Annotated in this window: 20 protein-coding genes; 10 read left to right on the forward strand and 10 right to left on the reverse strand. The window is 52.0% G+C overall.

Annotated features, from left to right (window positions below):
* Position 1 precedes the first annotated feature (1 nt).
* The 3 genes from doeA to doeB2 all read right to left on the reverse strand — a co-directional run bounded on the left by doeA (position 2) and on the right by doeB2 (position 3,807).
* Positions 2–1,273, reverse strand: a complete 1,272-nt coding sequence (doeA, locus tag P0Y67_RS06440) for an ectoine hydrolase (RefSeq protein WP_342391200.1) — start codon at positions 1,271–1,273, stop codon at positions 2–4.
* A complete protein-coding gene (locus P0Y67_RS06445; protein ID WP_342391201.1) occupies positions 1,270–2,529 on the reverse strand; it encodes an aspartate aminotransferase family protein in 1,260 nt (419 codons plus the stop codon). The genes doeA and P0Y67_RS06445 overlap by 4 nt, the downstream gene beginning before the upstream one ends.
* A gap of 105 nt (positions 2,530–2,634) precedes the next feature.
* Positions 2,635–3,807: a N(2)-acetyl-L-2,4-diaminobutanoate deacetylase DoeB2 gene (doeB2, locus tag P0Y67_RS06450; protein ID WP_342391202.1), complete on the reverse strand. Its 1,173-nt coding sequence runs from the start codon at positions 3,805–3,807 to the stop codon at positions 2,635–2,637.
* 327 nt (positions 3,808–4,134) lie between these two features.
* On the opposite strand from doeB2, the gene P0Y67_RS06455 reads away from it, so the two are divergent.
* Positions 4,135–5,241: an anhydro-N-acetylmuramic acid kinase gene (locus P0Y67_RS06455; protein WP_237795214.1), complete on the forward strand. Its 1,107-nt coding sequence runs from the start codon at positions 4,135–4,137 to the stop codon at positions 5,239–5,241.
* Positions 5,242–5,299: 58 nt separating this feature from the next.
* Here P0Y67_RS06455 and P0Y67_RS06460 read toward each other — a convergent pair whose 3' ends face one another.
* On the reverse strand, positions 5,300–5,683 hold the full coding sequence (locus tag P0Y67_RS06460; RefSeq protein WP_342391203.1) for an MAPEG family protein: 384 nt from the start codon (positions 5,681–5,683) through the stop codon (positions 5,300–5,302).
* A 249-nt stretch (positions 5,684–5,932) separates the two neighbouring features.
* On the opposite strand from P0Y67_RS06460, the gene P0Y67_RS06465 reads away from it, so the two are divergent.
* The 3 genes from P0Y67_RS06465 (at position 5,933) to P0Y67_RS06475 (ending at position 9,654) form a co-directional block, all read left to right on the forward strand.
* A complete protein-coding gene (locus P0Y67_RS06465; RefSeq protein WP_342391204.1) occupies positions 5,933–8,518 on the forward strand; it encodes a hypothetical protein in 2,586 nt (861 codons plus the stop codon).
* Positions 8,519–8,752: 234 nt separating this feature from the next.
* Entirely contained in the window at positions 8,753–9,415 is a 663-nt protein-coding gene (locus P0Y67_RS06470; protein WP_342391205.1) for a GIN domain-containing protein, read from the forward strand.
* A 44-nt stretch (positions 9,416–9,459) separates the two neighbouring features.
* Positions 9,460–9,654: a hypothetical protein gene (locus P0Y67_RS06475; protein ID WP_342391206.1), complete on the forward strand. Its 195-nt coding sequence runs from the start codon at positions 9,460–9,462 to the stop codon at positions 9,652–9,654.
* Positions 9,655–9,987: 333 nt separating this feature from the next.
* Here the strand turns inward: P0Y67_RS06475 and P0Y67_RS06480 are convergent, their stop codons facing one another.
* The 3 genes from P0Y67_RS06480 to P0Y67_RS06490 form a co-directional block, all read right to left on the reverse strand.
* Positions 9,988–10,371 (reverse strand): DUF1090 domain-containing protein, encoded by a 384-nt coding sequence (locus P0Y67_RS06480; protein WP_342391207.1) that lies wholly within the window; start codon positions 10,369–10,371, stop codon positions 9,988–9,990.
* Positions 10,372–10,614: 243 nt separating this feature from the next.
* Positions 10,615–11,367: a DeoR/GlpR family DNA-binding transcription regulator gene (locus tag P0Y67_RS06485; RefSeq protein WP_342391208.1), complete on the reverse strand. Its 753-nt coding sequence runs from the start codon at positions 11,365–11,367 to the stop codon at positions 10,615–10,617.
* Complete coding sequence (locus P0Y67_RS06490) at positions 11,360–12,112, reverse strand: glycerophosphoryl diester phosphodiesterase (RefSeq protein ID WP_342391209.1); 753 nt, start codon at positions 12,110–12,112, stop codon at positions 11,360–11,362. Before P0Y67_RS06490 ends, P0Y67_RS06485 begins: the two co-directional genes overlap by 8 nt.
* Before the next feature lie 232 nt (positions 12,113–12,344).
* Here P0Y67_RS06490 and ugpB point away from each other — a divergent pair, with 232 nt between their 5' ends.
* The 5 genes from ugpB (at position 12,345) to P0Y67_RS06515 (ending at position 17,480) form a co-directional block, all read left to right on the forward strand.
* Positions 12,345–13,652, forward strand: coding sequence for a sn-glycerol-3-phosphate ABC transporter substrate-binding protein UgpB (gene ugpB / locus P0Y67_RS06495; protein ID WP_342391210.1), 1,308 nt, complete (start codon positions 12,345–12,347; stop codon positions 13,650–13,652).
* Between the two features lie 117 nt (positions 13,653–13,769).
* Entirely contained in the window at positions 13,770–14,651 is an 882-nt protein-coding gene (gene ugpA, locus P0Y67_RS06500; RefSeq protein WP_342391224.1) for a sn-glycerol-3-phosphate ABC transporter permease UgpA, read from the forward strand.
* Positions 14,651–15,499, forward strand: a complete 849-nt coding sequence (gene ugpE, locus P0Y67_RS06505) for a sn-glycerol-3-phosphate ABC transporter permease UgpE (protein ID WP_342391211.1) — start codon at positions 14,651–14,653, stop codon at positions 15,497–15,499. The genes ugpA and ugpE overlap by 1 nt, the downstream gene beginning before the upstream one ends.
* The gene (locus P0Y67_RS06510; RefSeq protein ID WP_342391212.1) at positions 15,500–16,657 is read left to right on the forward strand and encodes a sn-glycerol-3-phosphate import ATP-binding protein UgpC; all 1,158 of its coding nucleotides are present in this window, start codon (positions 15,500–15,502) and stop codon (positions 16,655–16,657) included.
* Positions 16,650–17,480, forward strand: coding sequence for an HAD-IIB family hydrolase (locus P0Y67_RS06515; protein WP_342391213.1), 831 nt, complete (start codon positions 16,650–16,652; stop codon positions 17,478–17,480). Before P0Y67_RS06510 ends, P0Y67_RS06515 begins: the two co-directional genes overlap by 8 nt.
* 687 nt (positions 17,481–18,167) lie before the next feature.
* Here P0Y67_RS06515 and P0Y67_RS06520 read toward each other — a convergent pair.
* The 3 genes from P0Y67_RS06520 to P0Y67_RS06530 all read right to left on the reverse strand — a co-directional run bounded on the left by P0Y67_RS06520 (position 18,168) and on the right by P0Y67_RS06530 (position 20,921).
* Positions 18,168–19,019: a GNAT family N-acetyltransferase gene (locus tag P0Y67_RS06520; protein ID WP_342391214.1), complete on the reverse strand. Its 852-nt coding sequence runs from the start codon at positions 19,017–19,019 to the stop codon at positions 18,168–18,170.
* Positions 19,020–19,123: 104 nt separating this feature from the next.
* Positions 19,124–19,597 carry a GNAT family N-acetyltransferase gene (locus P0Y67_RS06525; protein WP_342391215.1) on the reverse strand — a complete coding sequence of 158 codons (474 nt, stop codon included), beginning with the start codon at positions 19,595–19,597 and terminating at the stop codon, positions 19,124–19,126.
* A 415-nt stretch (positions 19,598–20,012) separates the two neighbouring features.
* The gene (locus P0Y67_RS06530) at positions 20,013–20,921 is read right to left on the reverse strand and encodes an aldo/keto reductase (RefSeq protein WP_342391216.1); all 909 of its coding nucleotides are present in this window, start codon (positions 20,919–20,921) and stop codon (positions 20,013–20,015) included.
* A gap of 112 nt (positions 20,922–21,033) precedes the next feature.
* Between P0Y67_RS06530 and P0Y67_RS06535 the strand changes: the two genes are divergently transcribed.
* Positions 21,034–21,441 carry an XRE family transcriptional regulator gene (locus tag P0Y67_RS06535; protein WP_342391217.1) on the forward strand — a complete coding sequence of 136 codons (408 nt, stop codon included), beginning with the start codon at positions 21,034–21,036 and terminating at the stop codon, positions 21,439–21,441.
* Positions 21,442–21,452: the final 11 nt, after the last annotated feature.

Raw genomic sequence — 21,452 nt, forward strand, 5'->3', positions numbered from 1 at the left:
GCTATCCGTTAGCCTGTTGCTGTTTGCCTTTGCGGGCTTTATCTATGGATGTCGCTTTGTCAGACGACACGCTGGATGTGGCAGCGTCAGGCTTGGCCGGTTTGCCCTGTTCGGGTAAGACTGTGAAGTCTTTCGGCAGGGTGAAAAAAGAGTCGCAGCCATCTGGCGTGATAACAATGGTATCGGAAATCCCGCAGGTTTTGTCGCCATCCACTCCCCACATCCAGGGAATGATGTGAAACGTCATGCCCTCTTGCAGCACGGTCGACTCACCTTGTTTCAGGCTGACAATATACCCTTCGTCCCAGCTGGGCGGGAAAGCGATACCGATGGAATAGCCGGAGCGGGTGATCAGCCTGGCCCCGACATCATTGTGAGAAATGATATTGCGGATCAGGTTATCGGCATCCGACACCGTCATCCCGGGCTGGATATAGGCATGCAGCGATTGCAGCGCCAGCTTCATGGTTTCCTGCGCTTTATGCATGGAATCGGTCAGTTCGCCCAGAATCACAGTGCGCATCATGGCGGTGTGATAGCGACGATAGCAGCCGGCCACTTCGAGGAACACGTGCTCGCCCGGTTGCACTACCCGTCCTTCCCAGGTTGCATGACCTATCATGGTTCTGGGCCCGGATGTCACGTACGGCATCACAGCAGGGGGCTCCCCACCTGCTTTAAACATCGCCGAGCTGATGGCCGCGCCGATTTCGTTTTCTGTCACTCCGGCCTGACAGGCCGCAATGCCGGCTTTCATACCGGCTTCGGTGGCAACCGCCGCCCTGCGCATCAGTTCGATTTCGACCGGCGATTTGCAGATCCGTCCCTGTTCGACAATGCCGAAGCAGTCCAGCAGTTTCGCTTCGGTCAGCGTGGTGTGTATGGTGTCCTGCTGATAGGCCGGAAAGAAGTAACTGTTCCTTTCATAACCGATGCGTTTGCGCGACAGTCCGAATTCCCGCAACGCATCCACCAGCATCTGAATCGCATCTCCGGTATCGGGATAGGGCCGGGTCCGTTCAATCCAGGTCCGGGCAAAAATGTTCGACTCTTCCATCGCCCGGGTGATCATGAAGGGCTCGTCTTCCAGCGGCACCACCAGCGCCTGAAAGAAGGAATAGCCGGTTGTCTGGTAATCGGTCAGGTACATGATGTTTTCCGGATCGGTGATCACCACCGCATCCAGCTGGCGCTGGGCAATTCGCTGTCGCAACTCGCCCAGACGTCGCTCATATTCCTCAAAAGGAAAGGTCATATCGTCGCGTTTTTTCATACCGCCTCCCGAAGCACGTTTTGCGTCACTTCCACCAGAATGGCCAGCCCTGACTGCAAGTCCGCTTCCGGCGTTGTCAGTGGCGGGATCAGCTTGATCACCCGGCCACCGCTGCCGCAGGCCGAGACCAGCAGCCCTGCTTCGAAACAGCGCCCGACAATGGTTTTCGCCAGTTCGCCAAGGCCCACATCGACGCCGTACAACATGCCTTTGCCGCGAACGTCCACCCCGGCCAGATCCGCCAGCGGTGCCAGTGCCACATGCATCATCTCGCCTTTTTGCTGCACCTCTTCCATCAGGTGACTGTCTTCGAAATAACTCAGCGCTTCGCAGCCCGCCACAAAGGACAGACACTGCCCGCGGAAGGTGCCTGTGTGCTCACCCGGCGACCAGTGTTTATCCAGCTCGGGTTTCACCAGATTCATCGCAATCGGGGTGCCCATACCGCCCAGCCCTTTTGCCAGACAAACGATATCAGGGTCGATGCCGTAATCATCGAAACTAAAAAACGAGCCGGTTCGCCCCATTCCGGCCTGAATATCGTCAACAATCAGCAATGCACCGACCGATTTCGCCAGCGATGCCAGCCGCTGCAGCCAGGCTTTATCGGCAATGTTCACGCCCCCTTCGGCCTGCACCACTTCGACCATAAACGCCGCCGGTGGTGTGACGCCGCTTGAACCGTCCTGATAGCTGGCTTCCAGCAATTCCAGCGCATGCAAGGCTTGCTCTGCCGCTTTGCCTTGGGCGCCGAAAGCGGTATGTGACACATGGGTCAGCGGCACTCCTGCCGCGCCCCGGAAGTACTGATTCGCGGTACAGGCCAGTGCGCCTAAGGTCATGCCATGAAAACCGTGCTGGAAGGCGACAACCTCATGCCGTCCTGTGACCCGCCGTGCCAGTTTCAGTGCCGCCTCGACGGCATTGGTACCGGTTGGCCCCATAAACTGCATTTTGTGAGGCATGTTGCGCGGTTCAAGAATGACGTGATGAAACCGCTCCATAAACCGGCGTTTCGCGCTGGTGTGCATGTCCAGGCTGTGTGTCACCCCATTGCGCTGGAGATAGTCGATCACCGCCTGTTTCATGCGTTCGTTGTTATGTCCAAAGTTCAACACCCCTGCACCGGCAAAAAAGTCGATGTACTCTTTACCCTGCTCATCAGTCTGCCTGGCATTGAAAGCCGTATCAAAAACGACTGGGTAGACCCGGCAGTAAGCCCGGATTTCGGATTCGCGCTGGTCAAAAATGCTCATCGTACATCTCCTTGTGCTTTAAAATCTCTGGTGTGAACAGGGCTGTTGCGCTGTGCTGATTCGCTCAGCCAGCCTTCAACAGCCCTTTGATTTTTTTAACCCTCTCTACCCTGTGTAGTTCGGTAATGGCGCCCCCGCAAGCCGGGCATACCAGCGAACGACTTTTTCGAGCAGTCGATCATTAAAATCGTAGTGTGGACTGTGGCAGGGATGCTGATGGACAGGCTCGCCGTCATCGGCTCCGATCAGGGCAAACGCCCCGGGCAACTGCTGCAGATAATAGCTGAAATCTTCCGAGGCCATCACAGGCAGGGAAATGGTATGGTCGAGTTGCTGGCCTTGATCAGCCAGCCAGGCCGTTCGGGCTTTTTCGGCCTGTCTGGCATGATTAATCGTGGCACTGTAACGCGGCTGGATGGTCACCTCGCAGTCCACGCCATAACTCATGGCAGTATGATGGCTGATCTCTTCGATCAGCTGATTGATTCGGGTTTTGGTTTGATCGTCAGGCACCCGGATACTGCCACTCAGCACCGCCTGCTGTGGGATCACCGTCAGACCACTGGCGGCTTCTATTGAGGTCACACTGACAACGGCGGCGTGCTGAGGCGGTAAGCGGCGGCTGATGATCTGCTGCAAATTGAGGGTAATTGCCGACGCCGCCAGCACAGGATCGGCGCAGAGTTCCGGCTGGCTGGCATGGCCGCCGCGTCCTTTTACCGTAATGGAAAACGTGGCGTTACCGCACATCACCAGATGATCCGGACAGATCATCTTACCGAACGGGATCGCCGGCCAGTTGTGCCAGCCGTAAATTTCATCGACCCCTTCGAGCGCCCCGTCAGCAATCATTTCCCGCGCACCGTGCCCGCCTTCTTCCGCGGGCTGAAACAGAAAAGTAACGGGGCCATGCAGCGTCTCTTCATGCTGTTTCAGCCAGGCGACCGTTGCCATCAGCGCCGCCGTATGGCCATCATGACCGCAGGCATGCATACAGCCCTGCTGCTGTGATGACCAGGTGCGGCCACTGTCTTCATGAATCGGTAAAGCATCAATATCGCCCCGCAGGGCAATGTGGCGACCGTCAGGATTACCAGACGCAATATGCGCCAGCGTGCCGGTTTGCGCGCAAGGTCGCCAGTCGATACCCATTGCGGTCAGGCGATCACGAATGGCGGCGGCCGTGTGGTGCTCCTGCCATCCCAGCTCAGGATGGCGGTGTAAATCCTGCCGAAAGGTTTTAGCCGTCGACAGGTTCTTTTGCCAGAAGTCGGACATAGAGGTTCCTGCTAGAATACTGAAAAGACCAAAACAAATTTTATTTATTATTTCGGCACTTACCAGCAAGCCTAGTCAGGAAGAGTCGGTTTCTCAATGTTGATGACTCTGTGTGATGATCCTGGACTGCGCACAGGCTTCACACGGCGACGCCCTGTACAGACGGCCTGGCTTTCACCGTACAGAGTTGTAAGCCTATTCACAATCTGCTCACGCCATACTGTTCAGAGCACGATTTAGATATCGTGTTGGCCGGCAGTCTGGGACACTATGCGCCATAGCAAAATTTCACTGAACAGCGATCGACAACAGATCGGGAGAACAGGAATGACTCAGGAGTTGTATATCGGTGTCATGTCAGGCACCAGCATGGACGGGGTAGACACGGCGTTAGTCTCTTTTGACGGCGACCGCATTCAATTGCTGGCCCATGATGACTATCCCATGCCAGACTCGCTCAAACAGCGGCTGCTCAATGTCTGTATCGGCCAGCAGACCACGCTGGTTGAAATCGGCGAGCTGGACCATCTGCTGGGCCATTTGTTTGCCGATGCCGTCAATGCCCTGCTGGACAAATCCGGTTACCGGGCCGATCAGATCCGCGCTATCGGCAATCATGGTCAGACTGTGTATCACCAGCCCTTAGGCGATGCACCGTTCACCCTGCAACTTGGCGATGCCAATATCATCGCCGCGAAAACCGGCATTGATACCGTCGCGGATTTTCGTCGCAAAGACATGGCGCTGGGCGGACAGGGCGCGCCGCTGGTCCCGGCTTTCCACAAGACCATTTTCCAGTCGACCGATTCCAGCGTGATCGTGCTGAACATAGGCGGGATTGCCAATATTTCCGTGATTCGCCCCAATGAAAAGGTGCTCGGTTTTGATACCGGTCCGGGCAATATGCTGATGGATGCCTGGTGCGAACGGCACACCGGTCAGAAATTTGACCGCAACGGCGACCTGGCCAGTCAGGGCAAAGTGGACGAGGCTTTACTGAACCGCTTGCTCAGCGAACCCTATTTAGCGCAACCCTCCCCCAAAAGTACCGGCCGGGAGCTGTTCAATCTGCCCTGGCTTGACGCCAAACTGGTCAATAGCGCTGTCAGTGCGCCAGATGTGCAACGCACCCTGTGTGAGTTCACCGCCGTGACCATTGCCAACGAGGTCAGGCGCTTTACAACCGGCCCGGCTCCCCAGTTACTGGTGTGCGGTGGCGGTACACGAAACCCTGTACTGATGGCGCGCCTGTCTGCCCTGCTGAGCGACTGGCAGGTCGCCCCGACCAGCGACTATGGCGTCGACAGCGATTACATGGAAGCCATGGCCTTTGCCTGGCTGGCGCAGCGCCGCATTCATGGCCTGCCGAGCAATTTACCTGAAGTGACAGGCGCCAGCCGGCCGGCATCACTGGGTGTGCTCTATTTCGCTTAATCTGTTCTTAGGGGTATTTGTTCTAAAATGGGCAGCGCACGTTGGCTGCCCCTTTGATTTATCCGAAAAGAAAATACAGCAGATTCAGAACCGCCAGCGCGATAATCGGCCACAGTGTCAGTTGCATACCCAATACCCGCCCTTTCAGGCTGTCGGCTAAGATGCCACGGCCATGAATCAGCCGGCCTGCCGTGAAAAGCAAGCCGATAATCACAATCAGCCAGCCAGCACCGCCGTTGTCTTCGAGCAGAAACAGCAAGATCAAGGTAATTGGGATGTAATTCACCGCATTTGACTGCGCAGAGCAGGCCAGTTGCAGATCTTTTGCTTCGGCTCCCCCATCGCCGTAACCAATCTGATGCCGCCTGCGTGCCTTAATCACCTGCATGGATAACCAGCACAGCCACAATGCCAGCACGGCTGCAAAAAAACTTGTTGTCATACTCTGAACGCTCCCTGTGATTCTGCAAAAGTTTCATAATCTTACACCATGATTGCTGTTTTGCCTCATTGCTAAACCTGTCCATTCTTATTCTCGCGACACCCATTTTCTCCGGCGTTTATGAAGGTCTAGCTGGACAACACTAAGCTAACAGTCAGAAAGCAATAAAAAGTGATTCTGTGCTGATACAGAGTCGCGACACCTTATTTTTGACCGCGGAGTGCGGTGCGATTGACTTGGGGGCTGCACATGATGAACAAATCATGGGAGTGCGCGTGTGGGCTGATTGGTATCAGCCTGCTGGCTGGCTGTGGCGGTGATGCCAAACAGCCTGTCGCGCCGGTAAAAACCATACCTTCCTACACGATCACCGCCATTGACGGGTATCTGCAAAGTGCACGGGCCTGGGTGGATGTGGGTCAGAACTTCCGCTTTGAATCCGGCGACCGCCAGGGCACAACCAACGCATCGGGCCAGGCATCCATCGCCCTGAACGGGCTGGAAAACCCGTCGCAGTACGCTGCTTTCGTCCTGGCGATTGCCGGACAAACCGTGGATCTCGACAACCCAGGCACGCCGGTCAGCAAAGGGTTTTTAATGTCTGCACCTATCGGCTATACCACGGTCACCCCGCTCACCAGTATTGTGCACCTGTACATGTATGAAGGGCTGGGCGAGTCGACGGCGATTTCTGCCACCGCGCAGTCGCTGGGTATCGGTGCCAGTCAGGTGATGGGCGACTACATCGCCAATGGCCTGGACGATATTGCGGTTAAAGCACGGGCCATTGTCCAGCTGGGCATATTGCTCAAACAGGAAGTGAGCCGTGAAGAAGAGCTCGCCGTCCCCATGGCGGAGTTCCGCCGCTTGCGTGATGTCTTAAAGCAGCTGGATACCCGTCATCACTTAGTGTTTGATGCCCATAACCGCGTCGTGCTCGACGGCAATAACCTGCCCATTGTGGTGGACGATGCGGCGCTGAAAACCGACAGTGACGGTGACGGCGTCATTGATGCAGCCGATCCCTTCCCGAATGATCCCAATGAAAACGCCGATTTCGATTACGACGGTCTTGGCGATAACCTTGATCCGGATGACGATAATGACGGCCTGACCGATGTGCAGGAAGAGATGCTGAAAACCGACCCGTTCAATCCCGATACCGATGGGGACGGGGTGAAAGACAGCGAAGATGCTTTCCCGACAGATAAAAACGAAACCGTCGATACCGACGGCGATGGTATTGGTGACAATGCCGATCCTGACAATGATAACGATGGCGTCAGCGATGAGTACGATGAAGATCCGCAAGATCCCACCAAGCTCAGTTGCCGGTTCGATGCCATGATTTCCAACTCCTTCGAGCTGGATGCCAGCACAATGCACAACATTATTCTGCAATGTGGCGGCTACCTGCCACTGGGCAGTAATGATGTCAAGGCACTGACTGCGCTGCGCCGCAACCGTGTGATGGAAAGCGGCACCAGCTATGGCAGCCAGTCAGAATCCGGCTCTACCGAAGCTTATGAGTTTGAAGACAATGGCACAGCTGTGCGTTACCTCAATGGCGTCGCGGCCGGCAACTACACCTGGAGTATTACCGGCAGCAACGAGAAAGACGGGTTCGCCTCCGGCATGATCAAGCTGTTCAACAGCAATGGCGATGCTGAAGTCTGGGCGATGCTGAACAAAACCGATGAGCAAAACCTGTTTATCGTCTTCTCGCAATACGCCAGCAACGGCGACAACATCATAGATACGCAGGCCCTGTGGCAGATGCGCAGCCTGGATTACCGTCAGTCCGGCGATCCTGTCCCTGTCAGCAACGCGACCCTGTCGCCCTGCACAACAGGTGATTCCGTGATGAGCGGTGGCGCCCCCACAGTGGCAGCCACCAGAGCCCAGTTTGATACCGCCGTCGAGACGTGCAAACAAAGCACCTCCGGAGGTGAGCTGACTGTAACGGCCAGCAGTCTGGCCAGCCAGTCCTTCCTGTGGGGCAAACCGGGTGAAGATCTGGGCAGACGCTACACCTTCCTGACCAACAGTGGCGACAACCAGGGCTTCGGCTATCGCCTGACGGACGAAAAAGCCGAGAGCTATCAATGGGAAATCGATAACAATCTGCTGGTCATTCAGGGCCGTGATATTCCCAATGCCACCAGCTGGACGCAAACCTTCTCTCTGCTGGCGGAAGCTGAGGCCAACGGTGAAACCGGCTGGAAAGTCTTTACTGTGGATGAGCAATGGGTCAAGGACAATACGCCGGAGGGAATTACCGATCAACAAGGTGCGATCGGCTCAGGTTCACTGGTGCAAAGTGCCCTGCCCGGCCGTTTACTGACCCAGTGTGATGACTTCGACACCGGCTGGAATGACAGCACGCAAAGCCCGACCGACAGCGGCGCGACACCGGCTGACTATGATCAGGCCATCACAAGCTGCGGCACGCCCTGGACGGCGCCACCGCTGGCCTTTACCAGCAACCTGCTGAGCACCGCCCTGCTGACGCTGGATAACGGCCACAGCATGGCATTCAGCGGTGTACCGGTCAGCAATGCAGACGGCCTGCTCTCCGGTAACGGCACCTATAATGTGCCGAACGCTGACCAGCCAGATCAGCCCCTGACTGAAGCATTCAGCTGGGTGGTGAATGCCAAAGGGCAACTGGTGATCCACTTTACCGACAGCGATAAAGTGATGACCTGGCAGTTGCAGGATAGCGATGGCGTGAGCTTCTCAGCCCTGGGCTTTATGGAAAATCCGGACTGGCAGTTGAACCCGGAGCATGGTGTTATTCAGCAAACCCGCTTTACGGTGTCCCGAATGATGTAAAGCGTGGCCAGCAATAACAAAAACAATCGGTAACGAGAAAAAACAGGTGGCGAAATTTGCCACCTGTTAGTTTTTTCAGCTAACACTCATATCAATACGCTGAGGTGCTGTGAAACGAATCAGCGCCAACCCGCATACAGCCTGTACTGCATGCCTTGATGCATATTGGCACGACTATTGATTAGATAACGTCACTTTCCACAAAACGGATGTGATGATTCGATGAAACCGACCATGAAAAAAGTGATTCTTCCTGCTGCCCTGGCTGGTATTGCGCTGTATACCGGCATCATAAATTTCAGCTTTGCCGACGAGCAGACACGCACAGAATCTGTCCGTGCATTCAATAAGCTGGCTGTCGAAAAAGGCCTTGAGGTTAACGTGCATTGCAGCGACAAAAACTATCTTGAAGCCACAGGTCAGGCTGCCGCCTTGGATAAGCTGACGGTAACTGAACAGCAGGGCAGCTTGCAGATCAGCAATCGCTCGGGTGACGATGGAGAGAACGTTGAACCGCTGATTGTGCATATTTACACGTCACAACCCCTTCAGCGCCTTGACGCCAGATTTGGCATTGATGCGACCGTGGACGGCTGCGCTATCGCCAGCGACAGTTTCGCAGTCACAGGCCAGATGGGCAGCAAGCTGGTGCTCAGTGGTCAAACAGAGGTTCTGATGCTGGATCTGGCCATGGGGGCCACACTCGAACACGCCGACCAGCCTCTGCACGTCAACCAGGCCACGGTTGAACTCGGCATGGGGGCCAGCGCCAGCCTGTGCCATGCCAAGTCGGTCTCGGGCAGGCAGTCTGCCGGCACTAAGTTGTCTGTTTCGCCTGACACTCAGACCCGGATTAATAGCAGTTATGGCACGGCGTTGGTGGTTGATGAGTGTTGAGGGTGGTCAATAATTCATGTTGAACAGACTGGGAGATCTGAGGTATGTCGCGCTTGAGTCCGGTGGTTTATTTGGCATCTCAGTACGCGCGCCAGGTACTCTTTGTTGGTGCAAAGAGTACCCAGAAAGCCCCTTTGTGTTCTTTGGTGTTGGCCGGGACGGTTGTAGCCGCTCCCGGCGCCGACAACCTGAAAATTCGTCCTGAATTTTCCCCTGGGTTTGTTGATCACTTTAGCTAAGAAAATACACCCAGCCCGTCATTGCCGCGCAGGCGGCAATCCAGATAACGAGTGCAATGTCTGAGGTGTTGCTGGTTTGTCGCGCTTGAATTTGGTGGTTCATTTGGCATCTCAATACGCGCGCCAGTGACTCTTTGCTGGCACAAGAGTCACCAGAAATGCCTTGGGGTTCGCTGGTGTTGGCCGGGACGGTTGTAGGCGCTCCCTGCGCCGACAACCTGAGAATTCTTCCTGAATTTTCCCCTGGAGAGTGGATTTTTAGGGGCTATTAACTCGTTGTTAGATAGTTATCTTTGAGGCAAGTATTCATTGCAGGCTCTGATAGATCTGAGCTTACTTGTTCAGCTCACTTCTTGCGGCGGAAAGCTCTGCTTCTGCTTCTTTCAGCTTCTTCATTCTTTTTTCAATTTTATCGGCTTGACCAGATTCCTGTGCCTCTTTCAGTTCAAGCGTACGCTCGGCAACTTCCTGTTCTTTTTCATTCACTTTTGCCAGTCTGTCGCGCATTAACCCTTCATCCGTACAATGATCCCGTACTTCTTTCAGCGCTTTTTCCAGACCGGTTACACGATGAATATTGTCATGGCTTTTCGCATATTCGATTTGCTGCTGTATCTCATAAGCTTTGGCGTCGCACCCTTTGAGAGGTTCCTGAGCCAGACTGGGAAAAGTGGTAATTGTCGCCAAAAAACTGAAACCGATAATCGTCTTTAACATGAATGTCCTCCTGTAGAATTTATGCATTATCCACATAGAAGATGGGGATTAAAAGTGATTATTCAGGAGGGCTGGATAGTAGATCTGAGTCGCGCTTGAGTTCGGGGCTTCTCTCAGCACCTTTGTATGCACGCCAGTGACGCTTTGCTGGTGCAAAGCGTACCCAGAAAGCCCCTTTTGTTCTTTAGTGTTGGCCGAGACGGTTACAGGCACTCGGCTTGGACGAGTATGGCGAGGTGGAACTTAGTTACTGAAAACGCGATCGAAATAACTGAGTGGTGCCACCTTAGTATTAGCTCTTCGCTGCCATTTACTCTTGGTTGCTACCAGCCACTTTATTTCTGAGTTAGCTAAAATCGCTTGGCTGACCTTAGCTTCTCGCAACTCATGTTCCATCGCAAACGGCTGAGTATCGACCTTTGTGCTGCCAAGGTTGATCGTGCCGGAATTATGCTCCGCTATGCCGGTTACACCTGCGCACCCGATAATGCCAATATCCGCCGAGAACTGACCGTAAAACTGCTCCGCCGAACCATCCACCACATCGCGATCATTAGTGCGAATACGCCCAGCCGGAATCCATGTTTCGATGTTCTCAAAGTGAGAAAGAATGTGTGCCGCTTCGAAGTTATTGGTCACCACACGAAGCTCGCTGTGATTAGCCAAACGCTCTGCAATCAAAGCGATGGTGGTCCCGATACCAAGAAACAAAGTCGCGCCGTTAGGGATGGCTTTGACCACTTCATCCGCGATGATCTGCTTTTCGTGTTGATTGGTGACTTGGCGAGCGGCGTAGCTGCGATTGCTTAAGGTGGCAGGCAATCCGACACCACCGTGATGGCGTCGGGTCAGTCCAAGTTGACACAGCTCATTGATGTCACGTCGAATGGTTTGCGTCGTCACTTCGAAACGCTGAGCGAGTTCTTCTATCGAGCAATATTCTTGCTGATGAACGAGTTCAATGATGCTTTGCTGGCGGACGTTTAGGTTATACATTCAGAGCGGGTTCTCGTATGGCTGAAGACACCCCGACAGTATATTGCTGCGGCGTATCTGTAATCATCATATCTACACCCCAATGCCAATGTGCTTCAACTAATTGAGGAAAGTTCGGTGTATAACAAAACAGTTGGTAGCCAAACTGTTTGATCTGCTTTGCTTGCGATTCAGTTAAGAAGCGATAATCACAATGCACACTGTAAGCATTGATGTGTTGTAGTACGATCGCAAAATCGTCTGGGATTTCTTGCCACAACTGCCCTCTTCTCACTTCTGGCAGATAGTTTCTCATCGTCATTAAGGCTTCAGTATTAAAGCTCGAGAATAGAATCGCATCCGCTTCAACACCCAAGCGCTCAATCACCTGTGCAACCTTCTCGCACAGTCGATCAATTTCATCGCCAGAATAGATCTTCAATTCGATATTGAGCTTCACATCTGCTCTTGTCGTGAGCTCAAGCGTCTCTTCCAAACTAGGAATATGTTCGCCAGCAAAGTCATCACCAAACCATAAGCCCGCATCAAGTAATCTCAGCTCGTGCCAAGTCAGCTCTTTTACTTTGCCTCGCCCGTTCGTGCAGCGGTTTACGGTTCTGTCATGAATCACCACAGGGATGTTGTCTGCGCTGAGCTGAACGTCGATTTCAATCCATTCGCAACCAAACTCAATTGCACATTGCATTGCCGATAAGGTGTTTTCAGGAGCCAAGCTGGAGAAGCCACGGTGTGCCGTTGTTTTCATTTTTTCATTCCGTATTTTTCATTTATTTTCAAATGAACTGTCTCAGCCCTTCATGACGGCTTGATTACAAACTAGTAACGAAAAGGATGTTCAAATAAGTTCATTTTCCTGTAACCAGAACGTCACTTAGCTCATTTAATGTTCATTTGAATTTATTGAAGCAGGTTAACTATCAAAATGAACATCCGAAAGGAATCAACCTGTTCATATCATCCAATGAAAAGGAATCTTTATGGTTTTTAAACATCTCTCCGGACTTGTCGTTGCAGCGACATTCATCAGCACGCCAGCACAAGCAAAAACAGAGGTTGAGTGGTGGCACGCAATGGGCGGTGCGCTAGGAAAAAAAGTCAACGAGATTGCCGCTGACTTTAACGCAAGCCAATCAGAATACGAGATCAAGCCAGTTTACAAAGGCAGCTACGCAGAAACCATGACCAGCGCTATCGCGGCATTTCGCGCTAAAGAACAGCCAGCGATTGTACAAGTGTTCGAAGTGGGCACCGCCACCATGATGGGCGCAGATAAAGCGATTTACCCAGTTTACCAATTGATGAAAGACACAAAAGAATCGTTCAACCCAAATGATTACCTTGCAGCAGTTACGGGTTACTACACCACAAATGAAGGCAACATGCTTTCACTGCCATTCAACAGCTCAACACCTGTGCTTTACTACAACAAAGACATGTTCACGAAAGCAAACGTAGCAAACCCACCTAAGACGTGGAAAGAGATGGAAGAAGTGTCTCGCAAACTACTGGCATCTGGCGCGAAGTGTGGCTTCAGCACAACATGGCAATCATGGACTCAAATCGAGAACTTTGGTGCGCGTAACAATGTCCCTGTTGCTAATAACAACAACGGCTTTGCTGGCTTAGACACTGAGTTTAAGTTTAATGATTCCGCCTTCGTTCGCCACATTGACCAAATGGGCAAGTGGTCGAAAGAAGGCATCTTCAAGTACGGTGGCCGCCAATCTGATGGCATGCCGCTTTTCTACACGCAAGAATGTGCAATGACCATGGGCTCTTCAGCAGGTCTGGCTGGCATCAAAGAGAACATGAAAGGCGTTGATATCGGTGTCGCCCAGCTACCTTATGATTCTGAATTGGTTGCTAAACCACAAAACACCATCATTGGTGGCGCTTCACTTTGGGTACTTCGCGGTCACTCAAGCGAAGAGTACAAGGGCGTGGCGAAGTTCTTCTCTTACCTTTCTAGCGCAAAAGTACAAGCAGATTGGCACCAGTTCACCGGTTACCTGCCAATCACAAAAGCGGCTTATGAGCTAACCAAAGAGCAAGGATTCTACGCGAAGAACCCTGGCACCGACACTGCCGTGCTGCAAATGACGTCGACAGAGCCAACGGAAAACTCGAAAGGCATTCGCTTTGGTAACTTCCTGCAAACGCGCGACATTATCAACGAAGAACTGGAAGCAGTATGGGCAGGTAAAGCGACGGCACAAGTTGCACTCAACAACGCTGTTCGTCGTGGTGACGAGCAACTACGTCGCTTTGAGCGCACACAGAAATAACGAACATTGATGCGCTGAGTATGACTCAAGTAAGAAGTACTCAGCTACGCATTTTCCTCGCCCTCTTTGGGTGGGGAATTTGTTGTCACACCTTGCCTGTTTTACTTTGGTATTTGTATGTCCTCACCTGTTGTTTTTAAACACAAATGGCTTCCGGTTGCTCTGATTGCGCCTCAGTTGCTGATCACCCTGGTGTTCTTCATCTGGCCGGCAGGACAAGCCATTTTCCAGTCTTCACAGCTTGAAGATGCTTTCGGCATGAACCGTGAGTTTGTGGGTTTGGAGAACTTTGAAAAACTCTTCCATGATCCACTTTACCTAGATTCGTTAATGACCACGCTGCAATTCAGCATCAGCGTGGCGGTGCTCGCGTTGGTCAGTGCTCTTATCCTTTCCGCTTTTGCAGAGCAAATTATCCGTGGCGCGACCATGTATCGCACTTTCTTGATTTGGCCTTATGCGGTGGCACCTGTTGTTGCCGGCTCATTATGGTTATTCCTCTTCGACCCAACCATCGGTGTTATGACTGAACTGTTGAATCTGTTTGGCATTAACTGGAACCCGACGCTCAATGGCACACATGCAATGTGGATGGTCATCATCACCTCGACTTGGAAGCAAATCAGCTACAACTTCCTGTTTTTCCTGGCGGCGCTTCAATCGGTGCCAAAGTCTCTGCACGAAGCGGCAGCGATTGATGGCAGCGGTCCAATCAAGCGCTTTATCACCATTAGCTTCCCGTTGATTTCACCAACCAGTTTCTTCCTGTTGGTGGTGAACTTTGTTTACGCCTTCTTCGATACCTTCGCCATCATCCACGCAATGACGCAAGGCGGTCCGAGCAACAGCACTTCGACCTTGGTTTACAAAGTCTATAACGATGGCTTTATCGGGCTGGATTTAGGCTCATCAGCAGCGCAGTCCGTCATCCTGATGATTTTGGTGGCTTCCCTGACCGTGATTCAATTTAAGTATGTTGAGAAGAAGGTGGCGTACTGATGGTAGAAAGAAGACCGTTTTTTAATCTGTTTTGCCATGTCATTCTGATGCTTGGCATCGTTTCGATTGCGCTTCCGGTTTGGATTGCGATCGTAGCAACCACGCACGAGAACAGCGCATTCGCTACGGGCACCCCGCTGTGGTTTGGTGATTTGGGCTTTAGCGTATTCACTGACTTGCTGAGTAACGACACCCAATACAATAACAATACCTTACCGATTGGCAGCATGCTGCTGAACTCCTTCATCATGGCCATGTGCATTACCATCGGTAAGCTAAGTATTTCCATCCTATCAGCCTATGCGGTGGTGTTCTTCCGCTTTCGGGGACGAATGCTGGCATTCTGGATGATCTTCTTCACGCTAATGTTGCCTGTTGAAGTGCGCATCATGCCGACATTTGAGGTCATCACCAATCTCAACATGTTGAACTCGTTTTACGGCTTAACCATACCGCTGATTGCCAGTGCGACTGCTACTTTCTTGTTCCGTCAGTTCTTCTTAACTGTGCCGAATGAATTGGTGGAAGCGGCACGAATCGATGGCGCAGGACCAATCAAGTTCTTCTTCGATATCTTGTTGCCATTGTCGCGCACCAATATCGCCGCACTGTTCGTCATCACCTTCATTTACGGTTGGAACCAATACTTGTGGCCGCTGCTGATCACTACGGATGTGCAGTACTACACCATCGTAATGGGCATTAAACAGATGCTCGGGGTCGTTGATGGTGTCATCGAATGGAACAAAATTATGGCCACCACCATTATCGCCATGTTGCCACCTGTGATTGTGGTCATTGCAATGCAAAAAGCCTTTGTCAAAGGTCTGGTAGATTCGGAGAAATAAATGTCGACTTTAACTCTTTCTAATATCGCTAAATGTTATCCGAACGGCTATCAGGCGATCCAAAAACTTAATCTCAATATCTGCGACGGTGAAATGGTCGTGCTGGTTGGCCCTAGTGGTTGTGGTAAATCCACACTACTTCGCATGATTGCCGGCCTGGAAGAAATCAGCTCAGGAGAGCTTAAGATCGACACCACAACCGTCAACGATCTGGAACCTGGCGAGCGTGACATTGCCATGGTGTTCCAGAACTACGCTCTGTACCCACATATGACGGTATACAACAACATGGCTTATGGTCTGCGCAACCGCAAAACACCTAAAGCGGAAATCGAACGTTTGGTTCACGAAGCGGCGAAAATGCTGGAGTTAGACCTCTTACTCGACCGTAAACCGGGGCAGCTTTCTGGCGGACAGCGTCAGCGTGTGGCAATGGGTCGCGCGATTGTGCGCGAACCGAAGGTGTTTCTATTTGACGAACCACTGTCTAACCTAGACGCCAAACTGCGCGTTCAAATGCGCTTGGAAATTAAGAAGCTTCAGCGCCGCCTTGGTACTACATCGGTTTACGTTACTCATGATCAAGTCGAAGCGATGACGCTGGCGGACAAGCTTGTCGTATTGAATAAAGGCAATGTCGAACAAGTCGGTACGCCGCTAGAGATTTACGACAACCCAGCGTCTCTGTTCGTCGCGACATTTATTGGTTCACCATCAATGAATATCTTGGACGGCACTGTTACCGTCGGCGGCATTACTATTGGTGACGCACTGCTTCCTGCATCCATGGCGAACCTGGTTCTGGGTGAAGTAAAGCTGGGGCTTCGCCCGGAACATTTACAAATCAGTCAAGATAACCCATGGTTGCAAGCAGAAGTCGAATTGATTGAATCGCTCGGCGCTGACTTATTGCTTTACTGCCGTACAGAAGGTGACAATTCACAAAAGCTGGTTGTTCGTGTTGAGGGACATACGCCGATTCAAATTGGCGATAAGCTTGGTCTGGATATCAAACCAAAACATGTTCATCTGTTTGATGCCAACACCGAGAAGCGCATTGAGTGTGAACTCGCTCCAATTGTGTCACTGCAAGACGTCAGCGACGAGAACCAAGCAATCAATCCTAGAGAAAACAAACAAGGAGTGGGGAATGCCTGACCCATTATCAGAGCTCAATCCAGAGCGCCTGAAAGAAATAGAATGGTTGCTGACCGACGTAGATGATACTTTGACTTGGCAAGGCAGACTGCCACCAGAAGCACTCATCGCATTAGCAGAACTAGAACGTGCAGGCGTAAAAGTGGTTGCTGTAACAGGCGCATGCGCTGGATGGTGCGATCAAATGGCAAAGATGTGGCCTCTGCATGGCGTAATTGGCGAAAATGGCGCGTTCTGGATGAGAAAAGACACAACTGGATTCAACACGACTTTCTCTCGTCCAGCACAAACAATGATAAACGAGCAACGCGCCTTGCAAGAAAGCATTGCGGGTATTTTGGCTGATTATCCCGATGTCGAGTTCAGCCAAGATCAAACCTTCCGCTACTGTGATGTGGCAGTAAACATCGCGCAAAATAGAACCCCAGTCGCGCCTTCTGCAACGATGGAAATCCTAAACCGCATTGTGAATTTGAATATAGAGTCTAAGCCCGTCAACGCAACACTGAGCTCGATTCATATCAATGCGTGGGTAGGGAATCACAGCAAACGCACAAGTGGTGAGGCCTACATTAGACAGTTCAATGAGGGCGATTTGCCTAACTTAGATCGCGTCACTTATGTAGGAGACTCATTGAATGATGAAGGCATGTTTGGGTGGCTGCCATTGACCTTTGCCGTGAACAACATTCGCCCTTTACTGACAAAACTGAACCACCAACCCAGCTTTCTGACTCAAGAGAATGGCGGCTTTGGGTTTGCACAATTGGCAAGTCTGATCGTCAAAGCGAAAGCCTGTAATGGTCTTCAAAAAAATGCTTGATTACTTTGCGAATAAATAAACTAAGCATAGGAGGACGCTGTTTGATCTGCGGCAAACAGTCGATGGATGAATCAGCGTTCTTCTTCACTCAAACGTACCGTTACTCCCTGTTTGGCGGCATTCTATATTTTTATGCCACTTAATCCTTATTTCATAGGCTTTGTTGCCTGATTCGATATATCAACCTGACGGCAAAAAAGCACTTTGATGCATTAACTCTCTTAAGGATTATCTGGCGCAAATATCATCGTGGAGCTGGAATGCGAGAGATCCCATGAGAGGCTCCGAATACATTAAGGCAGACCACACATTTTTGCCCCAAAAGAGTACCTGGCGCGCATGAGAAAATGCTGAGTGAAACACAGAACCCAAGCGCGACATACTCACCCAGCCTTAAGAATCGTACTCGCTGTATGGATTCCCGCCTGTCGCGGGACTGACGGGTTGAGAATGTATATTGGTGTTACAACCCAGGGAAAAAATTCAGGACGAATTTTTAGGTTGTCGGCGCCGGGAGCGCCTGCAACCGACCCGGACCACACCAGAGAACAACAAGGCATTTCTGGGTACTCTTTTTGCCCCAAAAGAGTACCTGGCGCGCATAAGAAAATGCTGAGAGATACTCCGGATTAAAAGCGCGACAAACCATCAAACCTATTTACCCGCCTCACACAAGCCTGACCCACCTCACCCAATCTCAAACGAGGTCACACCAAATACCCGCTCCAGCGGTAATGCCGGTTGTTCCTGGGTATACATACGCGCGGTGCCAAACGTCACCGTCATCTCGTATTTTTCCGCCAGCGCGATGGCGGCCTGGTTGACTTCCGGAACATCAAGAAAAAGCGGTTGTGAGGGTTCCACCGCTGATTTCAGGGCGACGAATAAACGCTCGGCCAGATCGGCATTCTCGGCGTACAGCGGGCCGATTTTATAGCCGTTGCGACACTGGCGGATCACGCCTATACCTGACAGCATGCCATTTTCCAGAATGCCCAAAGCATGGCTGTCTGGCTGGGTGATCCAGTGCTTAAAAAACACTGGCCTGTGGGCGGGGAAGAAAAGCTGATCGTAGGCGGCGACGGTTTCAAACGGCAGGGCTTTCAGCGACACAATGGCATGGTCATCGGGTGATTCGCCGCCGCTGACCCCTTCATAACGCAGGTTGCTGTAGGCCAGTTGAAAGCCGGATTTCTTATAGTTGTCCTGCTGCTCTACCACCCCATCCAGGCCGATATTGCAGTCTTCGAGGTGCTCCAGTGCCGCATTCCATATCTGCATGCCATAGCCCTGGCCGCGGTATTCGGGCTTAACGATATAAAAGCCAATAAAGCCGAAAGACGCGTCGTAGCGGATAGCTGAAATGGTCGCAATCGGTTCATCATCCAATAGACCGACCAGAAAACCGGTTTTGTCGGCGTAATAGTAACTGTCGGCATCGTGCAGGCCGGGATTCCAGCCTTCCTGCGCGGCCCATTCGACAGCAATGCTGACTTCGTCCGGTTTCATGGTTCTGATTTTGTAGTGCTTGCTGTCCATGCGCATCCCTCTGGCAGATAGCTGATGTGATTAAAATATAGTTTGAAATCAGCACTGACACTGTGACATAACCCGTTTGGCTCAGCCAGTCTGCGCTGTGGGTGTTATAACGCCATTCTCATAATATGCTGCGGGCCAGCGGCTCCGCCGAGATAGAGCTCATGGGTATCGGCAAACCCACCCTGCTGATAACAATGTCTGGCGGCGGGATTTTTACAGTTCACTGTCAGATAGATCTGAGCAAAGTCGGGATACGCGGATTCCAGAAACGCTCTCAGGGCCAGAACCGCACGCTTGGCGTAACCTTTGCCTTGATGACGTTGATCGATAAAAAAAGCACGCAAACCGAGCGCCTCTGAATCGGCGAAGTCAAAGCTGTGCCCGTACTGCGTATCGATCAGAAAGAAACCGACAACCGTGTCGCTATCCATGATCACGTGCGGATGCACGGTATCGTCGATGTTGACCAGAATCTCTTCCATAGTGCCAACAAATTTCACCTGCTCTGTGGCTACCGACAACTCAGCCACCTGCGGTAAATGGGCAGGGGTCATTCCTTGAATCTCAATCTCTTTCATGGCTCACAACTCAATCAAAAACAATCCGTTATACCCGTGATACTAAGGTGTACGGCTCGCATTTTCCGAACATCAAATCCCGAGAGGTTGAGCCAGATCCCTTTTTTCAGTCTGTCAGGCGTTATAGTGTACTGAGGTCAGATGCAACGGAGTGACATTCTGCACCCCACAAAGTGACAGTGTCACCATCAAAGACAGCAGGATCACTCAAGCAAGTGGCATCGACCGTTTTTTCAGTATGAGTAGTCTTTTTACAAGGAGCGATTTATGGCTAAACGAGTTTCGAACAAGCGCATCAAAGAAATCCTGAAAGAAACCACTGAGAAGAAAAAATAAGCGACTAATCCTTTAGCGTGATAAAAACCACAACCCCGCCAGATGCGGGGTTGTGTCGTTATGGCAGAAGAAAAACGGCTTACGGCACACCGTGACCTTTTGACGCGACCCATACGCGGAACCATTGCTCGCGGCTCAGTTCAAATGCCAGCGCGGCGATAGCATCTTCAACCCGCTCAATTTTACCGGAACCGATAATCGGTAATGGCTTAGACGGCAGACGGCGTACCCAGGCGTAGATCACCTGATCAATCGAGCTGGCACCGATTTCCTGGCGGATCGCCTCCAGTTCGCTGCGAACGCGGATCACCTGCTCTGACTGACCATTAAAGATCTCACCGCCGGCCATGCAGGACCATGCCATCGGCCGGGTGCGTTTCATCTGCAGTTGATCCAGCGTGCCGTCATGGCAAACCTCAAAATTAAGCGGATTGATTTCCACCTGATTGGTCACCAGAGGCGCATCCAGACGTGACTGCAGCAGATCAAACTGTGCCGGAGAGAAATTAGACACCCCAAAATGGGCCACTTTGCCCTGCTGTTTCAGCGCTGCAAAGGCTTCTGCGACTTCGTCAGCATCCATCAGCACATCCGGGCGGTGAATCAACAGCACATCCAGCTGCTCAACGCCCAGACGTTGCAGTGAATTGTTCACCGACTCAGTAATGTGCGCTTTACCTGTGTTGTAATGGTTGATTCTCTGCTCGGGATACTGGCTGCCGCACAGCTTGATATCGCATTTAGAAATGATCTGAATCTGCTCTCGCACACTGGGATCCAGCGCCAGCGCTTCACCAAATAATTGTTCGCAGCTGTAACCGCCATAAATGTCGGCGTGGTCAACGGTAGTAATGCCCAATTCAATGTGCTGTTTCAGGAAGGTCAGACGTTCCTGCGGAGTCATGCCCCACTCCGCCAGACGCCAGTAGCCCTGAACCAATTCAGAAAACTGCGGCCCCTTTGGCGTCAGTTCGACGTTTGCCACCATGGTCAATACTCCTTTATTCATTGCCCGAAATAATTCGCTGAACGTATCCTAGGCTGGATCGGCCCCTCGGGCAATGATATAACCCACAAGTTTCGAACCAGAGTACGAGTCTATGTCATTTGCTCAACGCTTGCGCAGCCTGATTGGCGAAGAAAGTATCAGCGGCTTCGCCCGCCGGGTTGATCTGAATGAAGCCCTGATCCGCAAATACCTCAACGGCAGCGAACCCAGCCTGCAAAAAGCCAATCAAATTGCAGTAAAAGCCAATTGCTCACTGGAGTGGTTAGCCACCGGCTGTGGTTACCTGTACCGACAGGCAGAAGTGGTCGACAAAGAAGCGTTGGCGGCAGCCTGGGAGCATGTCACAGGGCTGCCATTTGAGGGGGTTCGCGCAGAAGAGTTAATCAAAGTGCTGGCGGGCTATCAGTTTTTGCGCAGCCACAAGAAGACAGACGGCTTTCTTGATGTTCAGGCCATGGCGACCTTTCTCTCCGTCGCCCGGCAGCGCGAACCGGTTTAGCCGGCCGCTGA

Origin of the sequence: Photobacterium sp. SP02 (genome assembly GCF_038519165.1) — a bacterium.
GTDB classification, from domain to species: domain Bacteria; phylum Pseudomonadota; class Gammaproteobacteria; order Enterobacterales; family Vibrionaceae; genus Photobacterium; species Photobacterium halotolerans.

What these genes read in the sequence shown, in the direction of transcription:
- P0Y67_RS06445 (WP_342391201.1), bottom strand. Translation starts at nt 2,529, where the DNA reads ATGAGCATTTTTGACCAGCGCGAATCCGAAATCCGGGCTTACTGCCGG.
- P0Y67_RS06460 (WP_342391203.1), bottom strand. Translation starts at nt 5,683, where the DNA reads ATGACAACAAGTTTTTTTGCAGCCGTGCTGGCATTGTGGCTGTGCTGG.
- P0Y67_RS06480 (WP_342391207.1), bottom strand. Translation starts at nt 10,371, where the DNA reads ATGTTAAAGACGATTATCGGTTTCAGTTTTTTGGCGACAATTACCACT.
- ugpE (WP_342391211.1), top strand. Translation starts at nt 14,651, where the DNA reads ATGGTAGAAAGAAGACCGTTTTTTAATCTGTTTTGCCATGTCATTCTG.
- doeA (WP_342391200.1), bottom strand. Translation starts at nt 1,273, where the DNA reads ATGAAAAAACGCGACGATATGACCTTTCCTTTTGAGGAATATGAGCGA.
- doeB2 (WP_342391202.1), bottom strand. Translation starts at nt 3,807, where the DNA reads ATGTCCGACTTCTGGCAAAAGAACCTGTCGACGGCTAAAACCTTTCGG.
- P0Y67_RS06455 (WP_237795214.1), top strand. Translation starts at nt 4,135, where the DNA reads ATGACTCAGGAGTTGTATATCGGTGTCATGTCAGGCACCAGCATGGAC.
- P0Y67_RS06530 (WP_342391216.1), bottom strand. Translation starts at nt 20,921, where the DNA reads ATGGTGGCAAACGTCGAACTGACGCCAAAGGGGCCGCAGTTTTCTGAA.
- P0Y67_RS06535 (WP_342391217.1), top strand. Translation starts at nt 21,034, where the DNA reads ATGTCATTTGCTCAACGCTTGCGCAGCCTGATTGGCGAAGAAAGTATC.
- P0Y67_RS06520 (WP_342391214.1), bottom strand. Translation starts at nt 19,019, where the DNA reads ATGGACAGCAAGCACTACAAAATCAGAACCATGAAACCGGACGAAGTC.
- P0Y67_RS06525 (WP_342391215.1), bottom strand. Translation starts at nt 19,597, where the DNA reads ATGAAAGAGATTGAGATTCAAGGAATGACCCCTGCCCATTTACCGCAG.
- P0Y67_RS06515 (WP_342391213.1), top strand. Translation starts at nt 16,650, where the DNA reads ATGCCTGACCCATTATCAGAGCTCAATCCAGAGCGCCTGAAAGAAATA.
- P0Y67_RS06485 (WP_342391208.1), bottom strand. Translation starts at nt 11,367, where the DNA reads ATGTATAACCTAAACGTCCGCCAGCAAAGCATCATTGAACTCGTTCAT.
- ugpB (WP_342391210.1), top strand. Translation starts at nt 12,345, where the DNA reads ATGGTTTTTAAACATCTCTCCGGACTTGTCGTTGCAGCGACATTCATC.
- P0Y67_RS06510 (WP_342391212.1), top strand. Translation starts at nt 15,500, where the DNA reads ATGTCGACTTTAACTCTTTCTAATATCGCTAAATGTTATCCGAACGGC.
- ugpA (WP_342391224.1), top strand. Translation starts at nt 13,770, where the DNA reads ATGTCCTCACCTGTTGTTTTTAAACACAAATGGCTTCCGGTTGCTCTG.
- P0Y67_RS06490 (WP_342391209.1), bottom strand. Translation starts at nt 12,112, where the DNA reads ATGAAAACAACGGCACACCGTGGCTTCTCCAGCTTGGCTCCTGAAAAC.
- P0Y67_RS06475 (WP_342391206.1), top strand. Translation starts at nt 9,460, where the DNA reads ATGTCGCGCTTGAGTCCGGTGGTTTATTTGGCATCTCAGTACGCGCGC.
- P0Y67_RS06465 (WP_342391204.1), top strand. Translation starts at nt 5,933, where the DNA reads ATGATGAACAAATCATGGGAGTGCGCGTGTGGGCTGATTGGTATCAGC.
- P0Y67_RS06470 (WP_342391205.1), top strand. Translation starts at nt 8,753, where the DNA reads ATGAAAAAAGTGATTCTTCCTGCTGCCCTGGCTGGTATTGCGCTGTAT.